Source organism: Candidatus Erwinia haradaeae, assembly GCF_900698985.1.
Taxonomy (GTDB): Bacteria; Pseudomonadota; Gammaproteobacteria; order Enterobacterales; family Enterobacteriaceae; genus Erwinia_E; species Erwinia_E haradaeae_B.
In genome coordinates, this window is record NZ_LR217730.1 from 862,740 (window position 1) to 879,289 (window position 16,550).

A 16,550-nucleotide genomic window follows, 5' to 3' on the forward strand; every position below is an offset into this window, starting at 1 on the left:
CAATTACCATAATAATCGGAATATATTCTACGAATCTACGAATATTTACATTATAATAGAAATGATATGAAAGGTCTGATATAATTTTCCTAAATATATTGCATAAAGAAAAACTTAATAAAAATTAATTTTAAAATAACAAAATAATCATAAATATTCTATATTTTTTTAAAAATGAAATATCAGAATTATTAAAATTTTTATAAAAACAACAACTTATAATTAATTATATTATCTAGAAATCGATAGAATACATACAGATGTTATTACACTGAGTAGTCAAAAAGAACCATACAATGTATACTTATGAAATATACTTTTAAATCAGTAAAAAATACTTGTTATCATTATATTTTACATTGTGAGAAAGTTTAAAAATTTATATAATTTATCATAGTTCATTGATAACATTATACACAATCACGTTTATCGATTCTCTATAATGGATATGTTAAAAATTAGATAAAAACCTTTCAGAACTAAAGTCTTCTAAAAACCACTTTTAAAAAAATTAAAATATAGCTATTATTATCAAGGTTATTAAATGAAACTTAGTATATACACTAAAAAGATAAAAATTATATCACTAACGACAATGATATTAATTTTTTTGTTATCTAGTGGTTGTGATATTACACTACTAAATCCTAAAGGACAAATAGCCATAGAACAACGCTCGTTAATTATCACAGCTTTTTGTGTAATGATGATAGTTGTTATCCCAGCGATTGTCTTATCTATAGTGTTCGCTTATAGGTATCGCGAATCTAATGCAAACGCAATATACAATCCAGACTGGGAGCATTCTAATACAATAGAGGCTATAGTGTGGATTGTACCTATTTTAATAATTATATTCCTTGGTATTTTGACATGGAAGTCTACTCACTTACTAGAGCCACGTAATTCATTAAAATCACACGTTAACCCTATTACTATTGAAGTAGCTGCACTCGATTGGAAATGGTTATTTATTTATCCTGAACAAGGCATTGCCACTATTAATGAAATAGTTTTTCCAGTGAACTGTCCCATACATTTCAAGATTACATCAGATACCGTCATGAACTCTTTTTTTATTCCCACTCTTGGTAGTCAAATGTATGCAATGCCTGGAATGCAAACACAGTTAAATTTAATTGCTAATGAAGCAGGTAAATTTAGCGGAATCTCTTCTAATTATAGCGGTAGTGGATTCTCTAAAATGAAATTTCAAGCTATTGCTGTTAATAATGTTACTGAATTCAACCAATGGGTGTCAAGAGCCAAGCAATCCTCGAAAACTTTAATGAATATGAGTGATTTTAAATATTTATGTTCATTAAAAAATGACAATTCCGTTCAATTCTTTTCAGATGTCAAACCAGAACTATTTAAACATATTATTCATCAATTCGATGCAAAAAATAAAGAAAAAAATAAAGAAGATATGACAATACCTCCTAAAATAAATGTCAATCCTATTAGAACTAAAATATATAATATAAATCCTACTTAAAGCTTAAAATCAAATTTATTTAGTAATACACTGTAAATAATATTTATTCTACACTGCACGAAATAATGAGGAAACACACGATGTTAGGCAAGTTAACCCTAGATGCCATTCCATTCCATGAACCAATTATCATGATTACAGTTTTCGCTATCATGCTTACTGGTATTATTATATCTGGGGTTATTACGTATTTTAAAAAATGGACATATCTCTGGTCCGAATGGTTTACCTCGGTAGATCATAAAAAGATTGGTATAATGTATATCATTATGGGATTTGTAATGTTGCTGCGAGGTTTTGCTGATGCTCTCATGATGCGCACTCAACAGGTTATTGCTTCCTCTGGAAAAGAGGGCTTTCTGTCAGCTCACCACTATGATCAAATCTTTACCGCACATGGTGTGATTATGATCTTTTTTGTAGCCATGCCATTTGTAGTAGGTTTAATAAATATTATAGTACCACTACAGATTGGTGCAAGAGACGTAGCATTTCCATTCCTAAACAATCTGAGCTTTTGGTTGACAGCCGCAGGTGTCATTTTAATTAACCTATCACTAGGTCTCGGTGAATTTGCACAAACGGGTTGGTTATCTTACCCACCGCTATCTGGCCCTGAATATAGTCCAGGAGTTGGTGTTGATTATTGGATATGGAGCTTACAAATTTCTGGCATTGCTACAACACTCACAGGAATAAACTTTATCGTCACCATTCTAAAAATGCGCACAACAGGAATGACTATGTTTAAAATGCCAGTATTTACCTGGACATCTCTATGCACTAGCGTTCTGATTGTGGCTGCATTCCCAGTGCTAACCATAACACTTACATTGCTCACTTTAGATCGTTACCTAGACTTCCATTTCTTTAGCAATGAACTGGGCGGAAATATGATGATGTATGTTAATCTCATCTGGATTTGGGGTCATCCAGAAGTATATATCCTAGTTTTACCAGTCTTTGGGATATTTTCTGAAGTAGTAGCTACTTTTTCTCATAAAAGATTATTTGGTTACACATCACTGGTTTGGGCGACAATCGTCATTACAATTTTGTCTTTTATTGTCTGGTTACACCATTTTTTCACAATGGGCGCAGGGGCAAATGTTAACGCCTTTTTTGGAATTATGACAATGATTATCGCTATTCCTACTGGTGTAAAAATATTTAACTGGTTATTCACAATGTATCAAGGTCGCATTACGCTACATCCCGCAATGCTATGGACTATCGGTTTTTTAGTGACTTTCTCTTTAGGAGGTATGGCAGGCGTTCTATTAGCTATTCCTGGGGCAGATTTTGTTCTACATAATAGTTTATTTTTAGTGGCTCATTTTCATAATGTAATTATCGGTGGTGTAGTATTTGGTTGCTTTGCGGGTATAACCTACTGGTTTCCAAAAGCATTTGGATTTATTTTAAACGAGACCTGGGGGGTTCGCGCATTTTGGTTTTGGATTGTAGGCTTCTTTTTTGCTTTTATGCCACTTTATGTCTTGGGTTTTATGGGAATGACTCGTCGCCTTAGTCAAGATATCAATCCACAGTTTCATCCGATGTTAGTTATTGCTGCTAGTGGTGCCGCCTTAATTAGCTGCGGCGTTATTTGTCAAATTATTCAATTCTATGTTACGATACGTGATCGTTCCAAAAACCGCGACGTTACCGGTGATCCATGGAATGGACGTACTTTAGAGTGGTCCACCTCATCGCCAGCTCCATTTTATAATTTTGCTATTTTACCTAAAGTAAATACACGTGACGCTTTTTGGGTTCTAAAAGAAAAAATGAACAGACAGAGCCAAAATGAGACTTTTTCTACAACAATTAATTATACAGAAATTCACATGCCAAAAAATAGCAGCGCTGGGGTCATAATCGCATTTTTTAGTCTCATTTTTGGTTTTTCTATGATCTGGCATATTTGGTGGCTTGTTATTACATCTTTATTGATAATTCTCCTCTTGTGGTGTACAAAAAGTTTTTATGATGACGTAAATTACTTAGTACCTATTGAAGAGATTTTAGCAACTGAAAATCATCATTTCGAGGAAAAAAAAGCAAAATAGGATTAAAAATGTTAACTAAAACCCCAAGTAAATACCAAAATATAGAAACACAAAAAATATTCGGGTTCTGGCTGTATTTAATGAGTGACTGCGTAATGTTTGCAACACTCTTTGCTACATATGGCGTCATCGTAAATAATATCGCTAATGGACCAACAGGTAAGGATTTTTTTAACCTACAATGTATATTGCTTGAAACTATTTTGCTTTTATTAAGCTCTTTAATGCATGGTTTAGCTATTATTCAAATGAATCTAGGACGTAAAAATTCAGTAATCGTCTATCTAGTACTAACTTTTTTATTTTCTTTTGGATTTATTAGTATAGAAGGTTTTGAATTTCTGGATCTTTTTTCCAGAGGCATCACTCCTAATCTTAGTGGGTTCTTATCTGGCTTTTTTACTCTAGTTGGTACTCATGGTTTGCATGTGATTTTTGGTATGCTCTGGATGATTTTATTAATATTTCAAATAATCACCAAAGGTCTAACTGAAACCAATCGTATACGTCTTACATGTCTAAGCCTTTTTTGGCACTTCCTAGATATTGTATGGATCTGTGTGTTCACTATTGTATATCTTATAGGAGAATTTTAATGAGATATTCTACACAAAAAAATAGTGATACCTGTGCTAACCTTAAAACTTATCTGAAAGGTTTTATTATTTCTGTTATTTTAACTGTCATTCCATTTTGGATGGTTATAACACAAGCTGGGTCAAAAAACACAATCTTATCTCTGGTGGTAATCTGTGCAATTATTCAAGTTTTTGTACATTTAATATACTTTTTACATCTAAACAGAAAATCAGAAGAAGGATGGAACTTAATTGCTATTCTGTTTGCAGCATTGATTATTCTCATTATCATTATTGGCTCACTATGGATTATGTGGAATCTCAATTGTAATATGATGGATTCTTAGTTTGAAATTGAAATACTTTGAAATTATAAATCACTTAATTACTCGATATATACAAGTAACCAAGCCAGGCATTATTTTTGGAAATTTAATTTCTGTAATTGGAGGCTTTTTACTTGCCGCTCAAGGTGATATTAATTACAAGTTATTTTTTTTTACTGTTTTAGGTGTCGGGCTAGTGATTGCATCTAGCTGTGTATACAATAACTATATAGATCGTGACATTGATAAAAAAACCACTCGAACTAAAAATCGAGTATTAGCTCAAGGATTGATCTCTGCAAAATTCAGTCTGATTTATGCCACTATATTAGGAATAATTGGTTTTGCTATATTATATATAGCAGTAAATTTTCTTGCCATGTTGATTGCTGTTATAGGCATGATAATCTATGTTGGCGTTTACAGTTTATATATGAAACGTAATTCTCCTCATAGTATATTAGTTGGCAGCCTGTCTGGTGCAGCACCACCCATTATTGGGTATTGTGCGATCTCTGGCCAACTACAACCAGGCGCACTGATACTATTCATGATCTTTAGTTTGTGGCAGATCCCACATTCTTACGCTATAACTATCTATCAACTTCGCGATTATCAATTAGCTAATATTCCTATTTTACCAGTAGTTAAAAGTATAATTTTAACAAAAAATTATATCACTTTGTGTATTATATTATTTATTGTGGCAACTCTAATGCTAAAGATTTTTGGTTACACTGGATATAAATATCTAGTAGTGGTTTCTACAGTAAATACTTGGTGGTTGATGACAGCTATATCAGGTTATTGGACAAAAAATAATTTTATATGGGCACGTAAACTATTTCTTATTTCCATTATAGTCATTACAACTTTAAGTATCATGATGTCTATCGATGTAATAGAATTAAATACAAAATCTTTATCAATATGTTGAAATTAAAATTTGGAAGTATTTTTCTTACATGTAATACAAAACAGTAATATGTTATTATTTTATTTTTGATCCTGTTATAATACAACTAATCATATCAGCACGTGATCACTATAGAGATCAAAGCAATCATGGCTAACAATCAAATGACTTCAATTGAAAAAAATGCAAGCTGGGGTCTTGGAGCAGTTTTTTCATTAAGAATGTTAGGGCTTTTTATGGCTCTACCGATTCTTACAACTTATGGATATACCTTAGATGGAGCTAATGAAACATTGACAGGGTTAGCGGTTGGTATATACGGTATTACTCAAGCTTTTTTTCAAATTCCTTTTGGTTTACTTTCCGACCGCTTTGGCCGAAAACCATTAATTATTAGCGGGCTATCTATCTTTACCATTGGTAGCATCATTTCCGCTATGACACACTCTATATGGGGTATAATTTTTGGGCGTGCTTTGCAGGGGGCTGGTGCAATAGCTGGAACCATTATGGCGCTTTTATCTGATCTCCTGAGTGAAGAACACTATACCAAGGTAATAACTTTTCTTGGGATTAGTTTTGGGATCACCTTCTCTCTTGCTATAGTACTTGGACCTATTATTACGCAGACGCTTGGCCTTCAAGAGCTCTTCTGGATAATTGCGATACTAACCATCATTAGTATAATACTTATACTGCTTATTGTACCATCACCCTCAAAACGCATATTAAATCGTGAATCTTCACTAGTAACAAGCAGTATTCATCATGTCATTAGTAATGTTCATCTTATGAAGCTCAATCTTAGTGTTTTCTTTTTGCATGCTCTCCTCATGTCAAGCTTCCTTGGGGTGCCTAAAAAATTTATAAAAGCAGGGTTATCTGCTGGCGAACACTGGCCGATATACCTATTTACAATGTCAATAGCCTTAGCTATTACAGCACCGTTACTAATCTATTCTGAAAAAAAACGTCAAATGAAAAAAGTTTTTATCTTGGCGATAGGATGCATATTAGGAGCTGAGAGCATTTTTTGGATAATAGATTACCCAATATGGCCGCTAATCGCTAGTCTACAGATATTCTTTATTAGTTTTACTCTGATGGAAGCCATTTTACCTTCATTTATCAGCAAACAATCCCCTGCTGGGTATAAAGGAACAGCAATGGGAGTTTACACTACTAGTCAGTGCATGGGTGTAGCAACTGGAGGTTTTGTAAGCGGCTGGATATTAGATCATATGGGTAATAATATCCTATTCTTATTTAACATGTTAATTGCATTATCTTGGTTTGCATTAAGCCTGAATCTAAGTGAACCTCGTTATCTTATTACCTTACGTTTTCATCTTAAAATTAAAGATTGCACACAAGATCCAATGCAATTGCAACAATTTCTACAAAAACAAGATGGTATATTTGATGCTTGGATATTACCTCAAGAAGAAAGCGCTTATGTAAAAATTGATAGCAAAATAACCAATCGTAACGAAATAAAAAAAATAATTTCAAAATTGCAAAGCACAAAAATATAATATATGATCCTAGTAAATTTTCAACCTCAAACACTCTAGATAAAAAAATTATTTAGTATTAGATAAAAATTATTTTATTTTAAATTTACAGCCTATAATAATAATTAAGTCTCAATCCTAATTGTATGCATTTGGAGATATTAATTAATAATCGCAATATCCAATAATCATCTTAACTGATAGAAACCTAAGAGAAACATATAAGAGGCAATACAATAATTTATGTCTTATAATATTTAATGTTTTATAAAATTATAATATTTGAAATGATTAAATAATTTTCTATCACTTTTAATAAAAATAAGAACTATTAGTAATAATACCATGTAGATTCATAATCAGAAGCTTTCATGTATTATAAATTTTTACATTTATGATATATATCATTATTGAATCTACAAAAGAGATAGCGTATAATAATATTATGCTAAAAATATAATCTTTCAATTTTGAGTGATGCCATCAAAACTGAAATAACACTTCACAAACAACTTGTTTCTCTCAATTTTGTGGATAATTTTATTAAAAGTATTTTAAATAATAATAAATATTACTTTATTATTCAGAAAATTACTCACTCTAGATTAATCTGATGATAACATAATATAACTCACACAATTTAAATTTTAAATAAATTAAGGGGTTTGAAATGAAAGTGACAATTCTTGGTGCAGCAGGAGGTATTGGCCAAGCTTTATCTTTATTGCTCAAGACACGTCTGCCAGAAGGGTCTCATTTATCTTTATATGACATTTCACCAATTACCCCGGGGATTGCAGTTGACTTAAGTCATATACCTACTTCTGTTGAAATGACAGGGTTCACAGGAGATGATATTACTCTAGCGCTAAAAGACGCTAAGATAGTACTAGTTGCAGCTGGATTTGCGCGAAAACCTGGTATGGATCGATCTGATCTTCTGCACTTAAATGCAGGGATTATTAAAAATCTAATATCTCAAATATCTATTACTAGTCCACATGCTATGATAGGAGTCATAACTAACCCAATTAATACTATTGTTCCTATAGCTGCCAAAGTACTAAAAAAAATTGGAGTTTATAATAGAACAAAACTATTCGGTATTACTACTTTAGACATTATTCGCGCTAATACTTTTCTTGCTTTGTTTACTGGTAAAAAACCAGAAGCATTCAATACCCCAGTTATTGGAGGTCATTCAGGTTCCACAATTCTACCGCTCTTATCTCAAACTAACTATAACGTTCAATTAACTGAAAAAGACATTTATAATCTTACAAAACGAATACAAAATGCAGGTACAGAAGTGCTTGAGTCCAAGTCTGGTGGTGGATCTGCTACTCTCTCAATGGCATATGCAGCAACAAATTTTTGTCTTTCACTCGTGCGCGCTTTGAAAGGGGAAAGTAACGTAATAGAATTTGCATATGTTGAAGGACAAGGGGAATACGCTAAATTCTTTTCACAGCCCCTTGTTTTAGGTAAGAATGGAATTATTAAGTATTGCTTAATTGAAAACCTTAGTAAATTTGAAGAGTGTGCACTTATCAAGATGCTGGATCAACTTAAGCATGATATTCAACTAGGGGAAAGTCTTGTGCAATAACCTTCGAGATACTGCAGACTATCAATTGATATTTATGGTAGATACTGAGAGTAAAATATATTATTTTAGATAATATAAAGACCCAAATCAAGACCTATGAATTAACTAGAGAAGAAAACTCTTTAAGAGCATGTACGATATTACCAAGTATCGTTCTAAAATTATATATATGTATAAATTAAATATATCATATCATTTTATGGAATATTATGGATCCTAATTTTTTAAATGTGCTTGCTTGCCCTCATTGTTATCAAAAATTAGAGCTATATAATAATCAAAATCGCTTAGAACTTGTCTGTCATGTAGACCAATTAATCTATCCGATCCAAGATGGAATTCCAGTTTTACTAGCGGAAACCGCTCGCCATTTAAACTTAAAAGAGGAAAATTCATGAATTTTATAGCTATCATTCCGGCGCGTTTTTCTTCTAACCGCATGCCGGGAAAACCACTATTAAAATTACATGGAAAACCAATAATTCTACATGTTGTAGAGAAAGCACTGAAGTCTGGCGCACAAAAAGTTATTGTTGCAACTGATCATTCTGATATAGCTAACGTAGTGAGTTCTGCTAATATCGATGTTTTGATAACAAAAAAAAATCATCAGTCTGGAACGGAACGTCTATCTGAAGTAATTGAACACTATCAATTCCCTGATGAAACGGTAATCGTCAATGTTCAAGGTGATGAGCCTATGATCCCCCCAATTTTTATACAAAAGATAGCACAAAATCTATCTTATTATAGCGTCAATATAGCTACGTTAGCAACACCAATACATTCTTTGCAAGAAGCACAAAATTCGAACTTAGTGAAGGTAGTCCTAGATATCCATGGTTATGCGCTGTATTTTTCTCGTGCCATGATCCCCTGGAGTGATGTAGACAATGCAATTACAAAAAATAATATCTACAATTCACTTCTTCGTCATATCGGCATCTACAGTTATTACGCTGGCTTTATTCGTCGCTATGTTAGTTGGCAATCTACTCTTTTAGAAAAAAGAGAACTTTTAGAACAACTTCGTGTATTATGGTATGGTGAAAAAATACACGTTGATATTACAAATGCGCATCTTCAAAATAGTATAGATACACCAGAAGATCTGGTAAAACTTAACAAAGTAATAAAGTAATTTATTAAGTATCATAATATCGATCTATCAGATATTTTAAATATTATTTTAAAAAACAATTAATATTCTCATGATATATATTAAAAACCTAATAGATCTTAATGTATAAAAAATCTAGTAACAGACACCTTAAAATAGAAACAAAAGCTAAAGACTAAGGATCTATTTTATAGTCTGAGATTAATGATCGACACAATATCTCTGTTAAAATAACAATAATATATTATTTTAAAAAATTAAATATCAGAGATAACATGTAAATGTATATTATAGAATTTATATTTTATACACACCTCTTTATGATCATTTTATCTGTTTCAACAGATTTCATTATAAAATAGATCTCCCTTCTATCCATATATATTATTATAATCTTTATTATTGATATTGCCTGCCTAATCGTTGCTTCATTTCTCTCTGATATTTATTATAGTCATCTCCGCACTCCGCTGAACAAAATGCTGTTCCTACAACAACATTTTCATCTTTGCACCAAATGCATTTTCCATCAGGACTTTGCAAGCTTTTTTCTCGGGATGATAGTGCTGCATTAATAATATCTTGCTCACGCTTTTGAGCTAAATCTGCTTCATCCATTATCAACTCCTACATAAGTTTTACATTTTTGGATTGTTCCGGCTCTCTTTGAAACCAATGGATTATGCACATTATTTCCTATATTTAAAAATAATACCTATATATATTAAATATAGTTAAATAACTTTTACTAAAAATATACTCTTTAATACTTAATTCTTATAAAAACGTCCAATCCAGTCGAGTAAAAATCCTAAATATCTATTAATAAATAATTAGTATACTAAATATTTATAATTATAATATATAGCTATAAAAGATATAGATTTTTATTAAAAAAACCAGGACAATTAAATACTCAGACTCCTAAAGGGTATCTCTTTTTATATTACAGGTCACCCTTAATAGAAGAATGAATGCTATATGGTGCTTAATTCGATCAAATCTACATATTAATCATAAGATATTCACTAGTAAACTTTACCATGCTACTGCATACCATTTATTAGTTTAAGAACTAATATATAAATTTTATCACTGTTAAAACAAAGCGGCCTGACAATTTTAAAAGGTGATTATCTCACCTTATGTTATAAGCTTCTGTCAAACGCATCAATTTTATTTTATTATTTAATAATTATAGAGATTATAACACTTATGAATCCAATGCTCAACATTGCTATCCGAGCTTCGCGACAAGCCGGGAATATCATTACAAAATACTATGAAACAGCAGATTCCACTGAATTTAAGCAAAAAAGTAATTATGACCTAACTAATTTTGTTGAAAGGAAAGCGAAACGCCAAATAATTGATATTATCTTCAAGTCTTATCCAGACCATATTATTATTACAGAAAATGATAGTCAAATATATCAAAAGACTGAAAAAGTACAATGGATAATTAATGCGTTAGATGACAATGTTAATTATATTAAAAGACTTCCACATTTTAGTGTTTCTATTGCGGCTCGCGTAAAAGGACGTAGTGAAATTGCTGTAGTATATGATCCGATGCGTAATGAATTATTTTACGCTTGGAGAGGTCACGGGACACAATTAAATGGTTACAGATTAAGGGGAAGCTCTTTACGATATCTAAGTGAAGCACTTTTATCAACTAATACTATATTAACAAAACATAAAAGTAATACTTATGACATGAATGCTTGTGACAAACTCCTTTATAAATGCGCTAACTTTCGTTGTAGTGGTTCAGTTGCTTTAGATCTAGCTTATGTAGCTTCCGGTCGACTTGATGGATATTATGCAATGAACCTAAAACCACGTGATTTTACTGCCGGAGATTTATTAATAAGAGAAGCTGGTGGGCTAGTTACTGATTTTAGCGGTGATAATAATTATTTTTTTTCCGGAAATATTATAGCAGGTAATGCACGTATTGTACAATCAATGCTAACTCAGATACGTCCAAGACAGTGAAAAATGATAGCATAGATTTTCTTTATAATATTTATTATTATAAAATATTTACACTATTTAACTTATTTATTTTCATTTCATTTATGTCAATAAAGATGAAATGAACTACTTCAAGGAAAAAAGTAAACACTATAAAAAAAATAAAAATTTGACCATGATATACCTGATAAGTAAACGATAAACATTTCACAATATATAAAAAAGTACAATCTATCATAGACTTCTCAGATACTTCAATTATTATCAGTAATTACTTATTTAAGGTATATCCAATACTTCAATATATCCACTAAAATTATCTATCAGTATATACTTTAGCATCTCATACTTTAAATACTTACATCAGGCCTTACATCAGGCCTTACATCAGTTGTATGTAAAGTTTTCTTATTATATAAACTATTTTTTACAGCATTTTTATTACTCAAGTATTCCCTAAGACCTTTATTGCGTAAATGACAAGCATTACATTGTCCGCACCCATCACTCTTAATGCCATTATAACATGTTATAGTCTCATTCATTACAAAATGTAACACACCTAATGTATCTGCTAATGCCCATATTTCAGATTTCGTAAGCCACATTAATGGAGTTTTGAAAATTAATTGTCTTGATATACCTAATGATATCGCGGCATTTAAAGCTATAATGAATTCATTTCTGCAATCAGGGTACCCTGAATAATCTGTTTCACAGACTCCTGTAATCAATGTTTCTGCCTTTAACTGATAAGCATATACTGAAGCTAATATTAAGAAAATAATATTACGCCCAGGTACAAAAGTATCAGGTAAGTCCATATCGTGTTGTTTGCTAAAATTAGAAATAAACAAATTTTTTCTCGTTAAGCTACAAGAAATCAAATCATTTAAAATAGAAACATTAATAAATTTATGTGAACTTACCCCTAACTTCTTGGCAATATCCCGTGCTACATCTATCTCATAGCTATGACGCTGACCATAATCAAAGGTGACACAATGAACGAATTCATATTCGCGCACAGCCTGTATTAAACATATAGTGGAATCTTGACCACCACTAAAAAGCACCACAGTAGTGTTTTGCATTACTTTATCCTTAATGCATAGCCTCTTGAATAACGCATAAGATAATTCCCACTAAAAAATTATCAGTAATCTTTTGCAATAAATCCATGTAGATTATAAAGGAACTTTAATAATACTATTTTGTGCTCTACTCTACTATTAGTAAAAATCACTAAAGGATTAACTTAAAAAATTTTATAATCATCTTTCTCTGATATAAAACACTAATAAAAATAAATCATATTAACATATATTAGACTAATACTTAACTTTAAAAAAATTGTTAATATGTATCGATAATCAATATCATTATTAATATAAAATAAATAAATTAATCTGCGATTTATATATTTTAAAAATAAGAATAATTTTGCTTGCTCTTTAAAGAAGAGTTTTCAATATCATTACTTATTCAATAATAATGCAACTCTTAAATAAATATAAAATTTTCATAAGGTATTAATTCTTTAGCTTACACAGCCTGCTCTATAAGTCCACTAAATTTATTATCGATTAAAAATTAATATTTTCAGCGACGATATCCCTACTAGTGATATTATCACATTGCATATTGCGTATTTAGTCTGCTAATTTCAAAATAGAATACAATAAAATTACAACACCATAAAAAATTATTTAAGTTCATAGTCTTTCGTTAACATATTAGTTTTTACTTGATGTATATCAAGAGTAATGTAAAAATACTTAAAAATAATATCCACTTTATTAAGAAATTTTTAAAACACTTGATCATCACCAGGCCCGTAAAAAATACTCCATTCTTTATAATCTTAGAAAGATTACCTACATCAGCATATATTACTGAATATAATATTATACATGTCATTGTTTTATTAAGACTGCACATATGAGTAATGTTATTTGTAAAACAAAAAATACTATGTAGTTTGTTACAGCTTGAAAAACTAAAACAAAAATATTGTTAACAATTCTATTTGTTCGTATGATTAAATATTGAAAACTATAATGATACCAAAATAGACATATAGTACTTATTTATACTAAAATTAAAAAGTTTTATAAAATTTCTTTAGTAGCATACTTTTAGATAATACTGACTATTTTTAACTATATATCATACATAAATAGTATGAATATATTTATGCATATCATGTTATCATATTCATTTATCATAAATATTAAATATCTGATAAATAATGAACCTCATTACTACCAAATAGAATCACTAGAGAATGATCATGATGAAGAAAAAGATATTATTATTACATATATTAATTTTAGGTCTTAATTTAACTCTACCAATTCTAGTAGAAGCCGATAATGTTAAAAATACCTGTCATCCCGTCAATACTGTGCAATTAACAAGCCTGGCTCCTATGCTAGAAAAAGTTATGCCATCAGTTGTAAGCGTCAATGTTGAAGGAACAATGACACGTAAGGCAGAATCTATGCAGCCATTTCAACCTTTCTTTGGTGGACCTTCACCTTTATGTCAAGAAGGATCTCCATTTTTTGGCTCCCCACTGTGCCAAGGAAACAGCTCTAATGATAATTATGGCATAGAAGTTCCACAGCAAAAATTTCGATCTTTAGGCTCCGGAGTTGTTATTGACTCTGTAAAAGGCTACATCGTTACTAATAATCATGTCCTAGAAAATGCCACAAAAATTCAAGTACAACTTAGTGATGGGGAAAAGTATGACGCTAAAGTAATCGGTACAGATCCTCGTTCTGATCTTGCTTTAATTCAGATTCAAAAAGCTAAAAATTTAACAGCAATTATAATGTCAGACTCTGATAATTTACGCGTTGGAGATTATACTGTCGCCATTGGAAATCCATATGGTCTTGGTGAAACCGTAACCTCAGGGATTATTTCTGCCCTAGGTCGCAGTGGATTAAATACTGAAAACTATGAAAATTTTATTCAAACCGATGCTGCAATTAATCGTGGCAACTCAGGTGGCGCACTTATAAGTCTAAATGGCGAACTAATCGGAATTAATACCGCTATTCTGGCTCCAGACGGTGGAAATATCGGTATTGGATTTGCTATTCCATCCAATATGGTAAAAAATCTATGCAATCAAATGATTACTTATGGAAAAGTAAAAAGAGGGGAATTAGGCATTATCGGAACTGAGCTAAATTCAGAGCTAGCTAAAGCAATGAAAGTAAATATTCAGAGAGGTGCATTTGTTAGCCAAGTCTTACCTCAATCTTCTGCAGATAGAGCTGGCATTCATGCAGGGGATGTAATTATATTAATCAATAATAAGACAATCTCTAGCTTTGCGGCTTTACGTGCCCAAATTGGATCTCTTCCAGTAGGGACTACTATAGAGCTTGGATTAATACGTAATGGAAAACTAATAAAAAAAGACCTATCTTTACAAGAAAGCAATACAGAAAGAGCCTCTTCCGGTAGTATTTATGATGGCATTGAAGGAGCAAATCTTAGAAATTATAACACAAAAGATATTAAGGGAGTACAAATTGAGACCCTGACAACAGGGTCGGCTGCAGCACAAATAGGACTTAAAAGAGATGACATCATTCTTGGAGTAAACCAACAACCTATTAGCAACTTAACTGAACTAAAAAAAGTACTCGATAGTAAACCTACAGTGGTTGCGTTAAGTATTAAACGTGGTGAAAATTTAATTTACCTACTGATGCAATAAACTTGTAAACTAAAAATTTTATTTTACAACTCTAATGAAAATTATTTTTTTATTAGAATCGTTTTTATGGTTGACTCAATAGTTTTATTGCCATTATTTTGCTCTCCGAATTATTTTTAGTAAAATAATATAATGCTATTAACAGAACAATAAATACTACACAAAACTCTACCTTGAATCATAAATTTAGAAAAATTATACAACAATCATAAAAATAAAAAATTATTTAATGCCATGCTAAAATACGTAAGGTAAAAATAATGATAATTGTTACAGGCGGCGCAGGATTTATTGGAAGTAATATTATTGATATCTTAAACCGTCAGGGGCACACTGATATTTTAGCCGTAGATAATCTAAAAAATGGTGCTAAATTTTTAAATTTATCAGATCTTGATATTTCTGATTATATTGATAAAATCGATTTTCGAATCGCTATTGCAAAAAACACTAATTATTTTCTGAATATAGAAGCCGTATTCCATGAAGGTGCATGCTCTTCTACCACTGAGTGGGATGGTAAATACATGATGGATAATAACTATCAATACTCAAAAGAACTCCTAAATTGGTGTCTGAAAAAAAATATCCCATTTTTATATGCTTCTTCTGCTGCAATCTACGGTCAGAGTACGTGCAACTTTCTTGAAGAACGCCAACATGAGAGACCACTTAATATATACGGATATTCAAAAATGCTTTTTGACAACTATGTTCGCAAACTTCTACCACAAACATCATCACAGATATGTGGCTTACGCTATTTTAATGTTTATGGAGAGCGCGAAACACATAAAGGAGATATGGCCAGTATAATACTACATCTTCATCAACAGTTAAAAAATAATAAAAACGCTCAATTATTTGCAGGAAGTAATGATTTTAAGCGAGATTTTGTTTATGTTAAAGATGTAGCATCAGTAAATCTATGGTGTTTAGAAAACTCCGTGTCAGGTATTTTTAATTGTGGATCAGGTCAAGCAGTATCTTTCCAAGAAGTGGCGCATTTTATGTTAAGATTTTATGAAAATAGTGTAATTGAGCATATCCCCTTTCCAGAAAAACTTAGAGGATTCTATCAAGTTTTTACACAAGCTAATCTTAAGAAACTAAGGGAAATAGGTTATGAAAAACCATTTCAAACCTTTTTTAAAGGTGTAAAAAATTACATAAAATGGCTGAAATATCAAGAATGATC

The 16,550-nt window shown here is 31.1% G+C and carries 14 protein-coding genes; 12 read left to right on the forward strand and 2 right to left on the reverse strand.

What is annotated here, in order from left to right:
- Window positions 1-544: 544 nt before the first annotated feature.
- The 9 genes from cyoA (at window position 545) to kdsB (ending at window position 9,654) form a co-directional block, all read left to right on the forward strand.
- Window positions 545-1,498 (forward strand): ubiquinol oxidase subunit II, encoded by a 954-nt coding sequence (gene cyoA / locus ERCIPSPA2889_RS02690; RefSeq protein ID WP_157989302.1) that lies wholly within the window; start codon window positions 545-547, stop codon window positions 1,496-1,498.
- 80 nt (window positions 1,499-1,578) lie between these two features.
- Complete coding sequence (cyoB, locus tag ERCIPSPA2889_RS02695) at window positions 1,579-3,570, forward strand: cytochrome o ubiquinol oxidase subunit I (RefSeq protein WP_157989303.1); 1,992 nt, start codon at window positions 1,579-1,581, stop codon at window positions 3,568-3,570.
- 8 nt (window positions 3,571-3,578) lie between these two features.
- The gene (gene cyoC / locus ERCIPSPA2889_RS02700; RefSeq protein ID WP_157989304.1) at window positions 3,579-4,166 is read left to right on the forward strand and encodes a cytochrome o ubiquinol oxidase subunit III; all 588 of its coding nucleotides are present in this window, start codon (window positions 3,579-3,581) and stop codon (window positions 4,164-4,166) included.
- Complete coding sequence (locus ERCIPSPA2889_RS02705; RefSeq protein ID WP_157989305.1) at window positions 4,166-4,495, forward strand: cytochrome o ubiquinol oxidase subunit IV; 330 nt, start codon at window positions 4,166-4,168, stop codon at window positions 4,493-4,495. The genes cyoC and ERCIPSPA2889_RS02705 overlap by 1 nt, the downstream gene beginning before the upstream one ends.
- A 25-nt stretch (window positions 4,496-4,520) precedes the next feature.
- Window positions 4,521-5,411, forward strand: coding sequence for a heme o synthase (cyoE, locus tag ERCIPSPA2889_RS02710; RefSeq protein ID WP_157989438.1), 891 nt, complete (start codon window positions 4,521-4,523; stop codon window positions 5,409-5,411).
- Between the two features lie 128 nt (window positions 5,412-5,539).
- Window positions 5,540-6,925, forward strand: a complete 1,386-nt coding sequence (locus ERCIPSPA2889_RS02715; protein ID WP_157989306.1) for an MFS transporter — start codon at window positions 5,540-5,542, stop codon at window positions 6,923-6,925.
- A 649-nt stretch (window positions 6,926-7,574) separates the two neighbouring features.
- On the forward strand, window positions 7,575-8,513 hold the full coding sequence (mdh, locus tag ERCIPSPA2889_RS02720) for a malate dehydrogenase (protein ID WP_157989307.1): 939 nt from the start codon (window positions 7,575-7,577) through the stop codon (window positions 8,511-8,513).
- A gap of 209 nt (window positions 8,514-8,722) precedes the next feature.
- Window positions 8,723-8,911, forward strand: coding sequence for a Trm112 family protein (locus ERCIPSPA2889_RS02725; protein ID WP_157989308.1), 189 nt, complete (start codon window positions 8,723-8,725; stop codon window positions 8,909-8,911).
- The gene (gene kdsB / locus ERCIPSPA2889_RS02730) at window positions 8,908-9,654 is read left to right on the forward strand and encodes a 3-deoxy-manno-octulosonate cytidylyltransferase (RefSeq protein WP_157989309.1); all 747 of its coding nucleotides are present in this window, start codon (window positions 8,908-8,910) and stop codon (window positions 9,652-9,654) included. The genes ERCIPSPA2889_RS02725 and kdsB overlap by 4 nt, the downstream gene beginning before the upstream one ends.
- 378 nt (window positions 9,655-10,032) lie before the next feature.
- On the opposite strand, the gene ERCIPSPA2889_RS02735 is transcribed toward kdsB, so the two are convergent.
- The gene (locus ERCIPSPA2889_RS02735) at window positions 10,033-10,251 is read right to left on the reverse strand and encodes a hypothetical protein (protein ID WP_157989310.1); all 219 of its coding nucleotides are present in this window, start codon (window positions 10,249-10,251) and stop codon (window positions 10,033-10,035) included.
- 597 nt (window positions 10,252-10,848) lie between these two features.
- Here ERCIPSPA2889_RS02735 and suhB point away from each other — a divergent pair.
- The gene (suhB, locus tag ERCIPSPA2889_RS02740; protein ID WP_157989311.1) at window positions 10,849-11,634 is read left to right on the forward strand and encodes an inositol-1-monophosphatase; all 786 of its coding nucleotides are present in this window, start codon (window positions 10,849-10,851) and stop codon (window positions 11,632-11,634) included.
- 329 nt (window positions 11,635-11,963) lie between these two features.
- Here the strand turns inward: suhB and queC are convergent, their stop codons facing one another.
- Window positions 11,964-12,707 carry a 7-cyano-7-deazaguanine synthase QueC gene (gene queC, locus ERCIPSPA2889_RS02745; RefSeq protein WP_157989312.1) on the reverse strand — a complete coding sequence of 248 codons (744 nt, stop codon included), beginning with the start codon at window positions 12,705-12,707 and terminating at the stop codon, window positions 11,964-11,966.
- A 1,202-nt stretch (window positions 12,708-13,909) separates the two neighbouring features.
- Here queC and degP point away from each other — a divergent pair.
- Complete coding sequence (gene degP, locus ERCIPSPA2889_RS02750; RefSeq protein WP_157989439.1) at window positions 13,910-15,352, forward strand: serine endoprotease DegP; 1,443 nt, start codon at window positions 13,910-13,912, stop codon at window positions 15,350-15,352.
- Between the two features lie 260 nt (window positions 15,353-15,612).
- Window positions 15,613-16,548: an ADP-glyceromanno-heptose 6-epimerase gene (gene rfaD / locus ERCIPSPA2889_RS02755; protein WP_157989313.1), complete on the forward strand. Its 936-nt coding sequence runs from the start codon at window positions 15,613-15,615 to the stop codon at window positions 16,546-16,548.
- Window positions 16,549-16,550: the final 2 nt, after the last annotated feature.

Bases quoted from the DNA above. Each gene is read 5' to 3' on its own strand.
- kdsB (WP_157989309.1), top strand. From the start codon at position 8,908: ATGAATTTTATAGCTATCATTCCGGCGCGTTTTTCTTCTAACCGCATG.
- degP (WP_157989439.1), top strand. From the start codon at position 13,910: ATGAAGAAAAAGATATTATTATTACATATATTAATTTTAGGTCTTAAT.
- mdh (WP_157989307.1), top strand. From the start codon at position 7,575: ATGAAAGTGACAATTCTTGGTGCAGCAGGAGGTATTGGCCAAGCTTTA.
- ERCIPSPA2889_RS02715 (WP_157989306.1), top strand. From the start codon at position 5,540: ATGGCTAACAATCAAATGACTTCAATTGAAAAAAATGCAAGCTGGGGT.
- suhB (WP_157989311.1), top strand. From the start codon at position 10,849: ATGAATCCAATGCTCAACATTGCTATCCGAGCTTCGCGACAAGCCGGG.
- cyoB (WP_157989303.1), top strand. From the start codon at position 1,579: ATGTTAGGCAAGTTAACCCTAGATGCCATTCCATTCCATGAACCAATT.
- ERCIPSPA2889_RS02705 (WP_157989305.1), top strand. From the start codon at position 4,166: ATGAGATATTCTACACAAAAAAATAGTGATACCTGTGCTAACCTTAAA.
- ERCIPSPA2889_RS02735 (WP_157989310.1), bottom strand. From the start codon at position 10,251: ATGGATGAAGCAGATTTAGCTCAAAAGCGTGAGCAAGATATTATTAAT.
- cyoA (WP_157989302.1), top strand. From the start codon at position 545: ATGAAACTTAGTATATACACTAAAAAGATAAAAATTATATCACTAACG.
- cyoC (WP_157989304.1), top strand. From the start codon at position 3,579: ATGTTAACTAAAACCCCAAGTAAATACCAAAATATAGAAACACAAAAA.
- queC (WP_157989312.1), bottom strand. From the start codon at position 12,707: ATGCAAAACACTACTGTGGTGCTTTTTAGTGGTGGTCAAGATTCCACT.
- ERCIPSPA2889_RS02725 (WP_157989308.1), top strand. From the start codon at position 8,723: ATGGATCCTAATTTTTTAAATGTGCTTGCTTGCCCTCATTGTTATCAA.
- rfaD (WP_157989313.1), top strand. From the start codon at position 15,613: ATGATAATTGTTACAGGCGGCGCAGGATTTATTGGAAGTAATATTATT.